Origin of the sequence: Micromonospora sp. NPDC048843 (assembly GCF_040649965.1) — a bacterium.
GTDB classification, from domain to species: domain Bacteria; phylum Actinomycetota; class Actinomycetes; order Mycobacteriales; family Micromonosporaceae; genus Micromonospora; species Micromonospora hortensis.
In genome coordinates, this window is the sequence record NZ_JBEZGJ010000247.1 from 2,025 (window position 1) to 7,981 (window position 5,957).

Annotated in this window: 5 protein-coding genes, 1 pseudogene and 1 riboswitch; of the genes and pseudogenes, 3 read left to right on the forward strand and 3 right to left on the reverse strand. The window is 71.6% G+C overall.

Translation table 11 applies throughout. The features are described 5' to 3' along the window. Together AB0C20_RS33425 and AB0C20_RS33430 are read left to right on the forward strand one after the other, a co-directional pair. Nucleotides 1-812, forward strand: a pseudogene (locus AB0C20_RS33425) (hypothetical protein); the annotation flags it as partial. Further along, the gene (locus AB0C20_RS33430; protein ID WP_357569500.1) at nucleotides 809-1,651 is read left to right on the forward strand and encodes a hypothetical protein; all 843 of its coding nucleotides are present in this window, start codon (nucleotides 809-811) and stop codon (nucleotides 1,649-1,651) included. The pseudogene AB0C20_RS33425 and the gene AB0C20_RS33430, both read left to right, overlap by 4 nt. Here AB0C20_RS33430 and AB0C20_RS33435 read toward each other — a convergent pair. From AB0C20_RS33435 to AB0C20_RS33445, 3 genes are all read right to left on the reverse strand, one after another. Further along, complete coding sequence (locus AB0C20_RS33435) at nucleotides 1,576-2,595, reverse strand: GNAT family N-acetyltransferase (RefSeq protein ID WP_357569501.1); 1,020 nt, start codon at nucleotides 2,593-2,595, stop codon at nucleotides 1,576-1,578. The two genes, AB0C20_RS33430 and AB0C20_RS33435, sit on opposite strands and share 76 nt — an antisense overlap. A gap of 267 nt (nucleotides 2,596-2,862) precedes the next feature. Then, nucleotides 2,863-4,149, reverse strand: coding sequence for a threonine synthase (thrC, locus tag AB0C20_RS33440; RefSeq protein WP_357183699.1), 1,287 nt, complete (start codon nucleotides 4,147-4,149; stop codon nucleotides 2,863-2,865). A 10-nt stretch (nucleotides 4,150-4,159) separates the two neighbouring features. Then, a riboswitch (SAM riboswitch) is annotated at nucleotides 4,160-4,295 on the reverse strand. A 68-nt stretch (nucleotides 4,296-4,363) separates the two neighbouring features. Continuing rightward, nucleotides 4,364-5,326: a DMT family transporter gene (locus tag AB0C20_RS33445; protein ID WP_357569502.1), complete on the reverse strand. Its 963-nt coding sequence runs from the start codon at nucleotides 5,324-5,326 to the stop codon at nucleotides 4,364-4,366. Nucleotides 5,327-5,417: 91 nt separating this feature from the next. On the opposite strand from AB0C20_RS33445, the gene AB0C20_RS33450 reads away from it, so the two are divergent. Next, nucleotides 5,418-5,723, forward strand: coding sequence for a metalloregulator ArsR/SmtB family transcription factor (locus AB0C20_RS33450; RefSeq protein WP_196920009.1), 306 nt, complete (start codon nucleotides 5,418-5,420; stop codon nucleotides 5,721-5,723). The last annotated feature ends 234 nt before the right edge of the window (nucleotides 5,724-5,957 follow it).

Sequence of the window (5,957 nt, forward strand, 5' to 3'; positions counted from 1 at the left end):
AGCGGCTCATGCCTGAGTACCGACCGATCGTCGCGCGGGTCGCGGGCGACGACAACGCCGGTTTCTACCGCCCACGGCCCGGCTACGGTGCCGCCACGGACCACAACGGGGTGACGCTTGAGGCGTACCGCTGGAGCAGGCTGACCGGCGGGACCGCCGCCCGGACGTTTTCCCTGGTCCTGCTCTTGCCGTTCATGCTCAGCAACATCGCGGTCTGGATGCTTCCGGTCACCGGACGCGACGGCCACGCCGCGCGGGCGCTGTGCCGGCTGTTGGCCGCGACGATGACCGCGATGTACGTGCTCTCCACCGTCGGGGTGTCAGTCGACCTGATCGCGTGGCAGTGCGCGGCCTACCCGAGGTGCCTGGAGGGGCGGCGCGAGTTGTCCTGGCTGGGCGACGTGCCGCCCGGGCAACGACTCGCGCTGCTGGCCGTACCGCCGATCATCGCTATCGTCCTGATCTGGCGGCTCGGTGCCCGGACCTGGCAGCTCCCCGAGGACAGCGACCACGCGCCCGGTGTGGGTGCGGACCGGCTCGACTCGGCCGCCTTCTGGGACACACGGTCGCTGCTGCGCCGCCTGCGCTCGGTTCACATCGCGGTGGCGCTGGGCACGCTCGATGTGGCTCTGCTGCTGGTTCTGGCGCCGCACGACGCAACAGTGCCCGGCTGGCTGCTGCTGGCCGCGGCCGTGGGTCCAGCCCGACGCCCGCACGGCCGCTGCCGCCCGGCGCGCCACCGCTGTCGCCGCCGATCGCCTACCGCTGGGTCACCCTCGGCTTCACCCTCGCAGTGCTCCTGGTGGTCGTGACGGCTGTGCTCGTGCCCCGGCTTCGCCGTACTCGTCGCCGTCGGGAGGCCGAGGAGCTGATCCGGCGGGACTATCCGGAAGCCTCCCGGGCGGCCCCGGATCGGGTCCGGGCCGTCCGCGACGCGATCGTGCGCGCCCGGCTGACGGATCGGCTCGGGAGGCTGCTGGCCACCGCGTACGTGGTGTTGGCGCTGCTCACCCTGGCGGCGGCCGGGCTCTCGGTGATCGGTCCCGGCCCGGGTGCGCTCGCGCTGCGACTCGGCGGCGAGCCGCTGGCCCGTCCGGTGATCTTCGTGACCGACCTGGGCGCCCTGCTGATCGGGCTGTTCGCCACGGTCCTCGCGGTGATGGGGCTTGTCGCCTACCGATCCGGCGCGATCCGGCTGGTCGGGGTGCTCTGGGAGCTGGCCACCTTCTGGCCGCGTGCCGCGCATCCGCTCGCCCCGCCGTGCTACTTCGAGCGGGCGGTCCCCGAGCTGACCCGCCGGATCGGGCAGCTCACCGCCGATGGGAACGCTGTGCTGCTGTCCGGGCAGAGTCACGGCAGCGTGCTCGCGGCGGTGATGATCCTTCAACTGCCCGACCACTGCCGCCGGCGGGTGGCCCTGCTCACCTACGGCGCCCCGCTCGGCAACCGGTACCGGCGGATCTTCCCGGAGTACGTCAGCGACGAGATGTTGCGCGAGGTCGGCAGCCGGTTGGCCACGCCGCGGTCGGCGAGCTGGTCGAGCACCTGGAACGGACGGCCGAGTGAACTGTCGGCTCAGAGGGTGAGCTGCCAGTCGGTCCAGCAGTCCACCGGGCGGAAACCGAGCTGTTCGTTGATCGACACCATGTAGCTGTTACTGGCCGCGTTGAAGGTGTCGATCACCTGTACCGCCGGCTCGTGGGTGAGCAGGTGGTGCAGGTTCTCCGCCTTGGCGATGAGGCCGAGCCGGTGCCCACGGTGGGCCGGGTCGACGATGGTGATCTGCTGGAACGCGTGCCAGTCGTCGGAGGCGCCCACGTCCAGCAGCGTCCAGGCGACCAGCCGACCGGACGCCTCGTGCCGCATCCCGAGGTGGTAGCGCCGGCGGCCCCGAGCGTCCAGCGCCCGCTCGTTGCCGCGGATCCGCTCGGCGTCCACCTGCTCAGGCTCCCACTGCACGTCGCCCATCGGCGCGTCCATCAGCAGCCGGCCGTCGAGGTAGGCGATGTCAGCCACGTACTCCTGCGGGGTGGAACCCTGCCAGCAGACGGAGTGATAGCCCTCCGCTCGTGGTCGGGCCTCGGCGAGCGCCGCCCGCAGAGCGACCCGGTCGATCTCGCCGACGTCGAGCCGACGACGCACCTCGGCGAGGGCGGGCTGGGTGCCGGTCGCGGCGGCGAACGCGTCACCGGCCACGCTTCGGGCGGCGCCGCCGGGCAGCGCGGAGACGGCCATCGCCACCACCCGCTTGCGGCAGTGCTCGCGGAGCAGGCGCAGCCCGTACTCGTGCAGGGCCCGGCCGACGCCCCGGCGCCGCAGCCGCGGATGCACCAGCAGCTCGGCGGTGGCGTTGTCGGTGTTGTCGAGCTGCGGCAGGTCCAGTTGCAGGTAGCCGGCCGGCACGCCGTCCAGGCGGGCCAGCGCCCAGAGCGACAGGGTGCCGGGCATCGGCGTGTGGAACATCGCGTCGAACCGGCGCCGGCAGAAGGGCGGGAAGTCCGGGAGATCAGCGTCGTTGGCCGCCGACCCGATCCGGTACGCCTCGTCGACGGAAGTCCGGTCGGCGCCGTCGAACGACGCGATGGTGATGCTCATGCCAGTGAGCGTGCACCTTACAAAAGCGACCGGGCCAGCGAATTACTCGCTGGCCCGATCGAACGTTGGTCGGGAGGGACACTCGCACAACGCCTCCGGCGTTGGGTCGCAAGAACTTCAAAAGTCTTCGGCGAAATGCCCTCCCGCACGGAGCATCTTGCGCCGTCCGGTTCCTGCCGTCAAGTCCGTAGCGGCGGGTTTTCCACACTCACAGCGAAAACCCAGTTACCGACTGATCGACTCGGCCCCTTGCTCCGAGTGAGCCCGTCAGCCGAGGAGGCCGGCGTCGCGGGCGGCGCGCAGCGAGGGCTTGATGTGGTGGGTCGGCCCGACCTGGCCGGCCACCGCGTCGATGGTCTTCAGACCCTCGCCGGTGTTGAACACGACGGTCTCGGCCGTCGGGTCGAGACGACCGGACTCGACCAGCTTGCGCAGCACGGCCACTGTTACCCCACCCGCGGTCTCGGCGAAGACCCCCGTGGTACGGGCCAGATCGCGAATGCCCGCGCGGATCTCGTCGTCGTCGGCGTACTCCATCCAGCCGCCGGTGCGGCGGACCGCCTCCAGGGCGTAGAGGCCGGCCGCCGGGTCGCCGATGTTGAGCGACTTGGCGATGCCGGTGGGCTTGACCGGGACGATCGTGTCGGTCTCGGTGTGCAGGGCGACGGCGATCGGGTTGCAACCGGCGGACTGCGCGCCGAAGACCTTCCAGCCGTCAGCGGGCGCCTCGACAAGGCCGATCTCCACCAGTTCGGAGAACGCCTTGTCAATCTTGGTGAGCAGCTCGCCGCTGGCCATCGGGATGACCACCTGCGCCGGGATCCGCCAACCGAGCTGCTCGGCCACCTCGTAGCCGAGGGTCTTGGAGCCCTCCGCGTAGTACGGCCGGACGTTCACGTTGACGAACGCGGTGTCCTCGAATTCGTCGGTCTCCACCAGCTCACCGCAGAGCCTGTTGACATCGTCGTACGAGCCGTCGATGGCGACCAGTTCGCCGCCGTAGACGGCGGTGGTGATGACCTTGCCCTGCTCCAGGTCGCTGGGGATGAAGACCACCGAGGGCGCACCGGCGCGGGCCGCGTGGGCGGCCACCGAGTTGGCCAGGTTGCCTGTCGACGCGCAGGCGAACCGGCTGAAGCCGAGCGCCTTGGCGGCGGTGAGCGCCACCGAGACGACCCGGTCCTTGAACGAGTGGGTGGGGTTGGCGCTGTCGTCCTTGACCCAGAGCGGCGCGGTGATGCCCAGTTCGGCGGCGAGGTGCGGGGCCGCCACCAGTGGGGTCAGCCCCGGGTCGAGGGTGACCCGGCTGGCCGGGTCCTGACCGGCGGGGAGCAGCGCGGCGTAGCGCCAGATGTTGTTCGGGCCGGCCTCGATCTGCTCGCGGGTGACGGCGGCCAGCGCGGCGGTGTCGTAGTCGACTTCCAGCGGGCCGAAACACTCGTAACAGGCGTGCTGGGCGGCGAGCGGGTAGCGGGCCGAACAGGCACGACAGACCAGGGCGCGGGCGGGGCTGGCGGAGGTGTCGATGCCGGAGGCGACGAGCGTCGACGTCATGTCGAGAGTCCTCTCATCTTTCCCCGCATCGCACGGTGCGGCGGGGACGGAATTGGCACCTGCCCCGCGGGTCGCTCAGCGGTGAGCGCGCAGGGTGGTTGCCGGGGCGTCGTCGGGCCGTATCCCTCAGCCCCTCTGGATGAGGTATTCAGTTGTGCCGTCGAGTCTAGGACAACGCTGTCGGTCGCTGCTACCGCTGATCCCAGGTAGTGGGTCAGCGGGCGCTCACCGCCACCGGATCGGTCACCGCGATCGGGTCCGTCACCGCGGTCGGCCGGGGCAACGACGTGGTCCGGGGCCGGGCGGCGAGGTTCGCGGCGATCAGGGCGGCGATCGTGATGGCGGCCCCGACCAGTTCGACGGGCTCCGGGCGGTAGCCGCGGGCGATCTGCACCGCGAAGGTGGTCACCGGAACCAGGTTCATGAACAGCGCGGCGTTGGCGGCACCGAGTCGCTGCACGCCGGTGTTCCAGGCCAGGACCGCGATCACGGCACCCACCAGCACGGCGTACGCCAGTTGCGGGGTGACCGCCACGAGGTCGGCGGCGGCCGGCGCGTGCTGCCAGCCGACGGCGTCGGCGCCGACGCTCAGGACGAGCATGGCGGCCGTGCCGGCGAGCGCGGTCAGTGTGGTGAAGCGCAGCGGTGACCACTCGCCGAACCGGCTGGCGCCGTGGGTGTAGATGCCCCAGCCCAGCACCGCGCCGATCATCATGAGCCCGCCGAGGCCGAACTGGCCGAGCCCGGCCAGGCTGCCGCGCGTGATCACCAGACCGACGCCGAGGAGCGCCACCAGGGAGAGGGCCAGCAGGAGTGGCTTCGGGCGTACGCCGTCGCGGGCCCAGCGGACGAGCTGGGTGATCACCGGCGTGGTGGCCACGAAGAGGGAGATCTGCTGCGGGGCGGCGTGTTCGAGCGCCAGGTTGGTGAGCAGGTTGAAGCCCGCGAAGCCGACCACTCCGAGCACCACCACCTCCAGCGCCCGGCCACCGTGCCGGAGAGCGCCGGCACCCTCGCGGAGCAGCAGGATGGCGACCAGGACGACGGCGGCCAGCAGGTAGCGCGCGGTGGTCAGGTTGAGCGGGTCGACCCGGTCGAGCGCGCTGGCCAGGATCGGGAACATCACGCCCCAGCCGAGCACTGCGACCAGTGGGAACGCGGTGGCGCGGGATCGCATCGGCAACTCCAATGTTCGAGTATCGTCGAACCAACGACACCGACCATAGGGCGTCGTTCGATAGTTGTCGAACAAGGGTTACACTGGTCACATGGAGCCGCACGAGCCCGACCTGACCGCCGTACCGGTCACCAGCGTGTTGGCCGCACTCGCCGACGACGTGCGGCTACAGATCGTCCGCGCGCTCGCCGAGGGCGGCGAGTCCGCCTGCGGCAGTTTCGACTTCGGCGTCTCCAAGGCAACCCGCAGCCACCACCTCAAGGTGCTGCGCGAGGCGGGGCTGACCCGGACCCGGGCGGCCGGCACCAGCCGACTCGTCCGGCTCCGCCGGGACGAGCTGGACGAGCTCTACCCCGGCCTACTGGACGCGGTCCTCACCCAGCGCCCGCCGGCCTGACCCCGCCCCGCCCCGCGCTCACCTGGCCCGCATTGGCCCGTCCGGCCGCCGCCACACACGGCGGCGGGGGCGGGTCGGACCTGTCCCAGGCGCTCGCTTTGGAGCTGAATCGTCTGCGACATCAGCGACGAGGTGCGGCCCGACGGGGCACCTCACCCCGGCGGGGGGGGGGGGGGGGGGGCGGCGGCGCGGGGGGCGCCGGGGCGGGGCGGGCCGGGCCCGCGGCGGACAGGA

Coding starts and splice junctions, on each gene's coding strand:
- AB0C20_RS33435 (WP_357569501.1), bottom strand. CDS start 2,595: ATGAGCATCACCATCGCGTCGTTCGACGGCGCCGACCGGACTTCCGTC.
- thrC (WP_357183699.1), bottom strand. CDS start 4,149: ATGACGTCGACGCTCGTCGCCTCCGGCATCGACACCTCCGCCAGCCCC.
- AB0C20_RS33445 (WP_357569502.1), bottom strand. CDS start 5,326: ATGCGATCCCGCGCCACCGCGTTCCCACTGGTCGCAGTGCTCGGCTGG.
- AB0C20_RS33450 (WP_196920009.1), top strand. CDS start 5,418: ATGGAGCCGCACGAGCCCGACCTGACCGCCGTACCGGTCACCAGCGTG.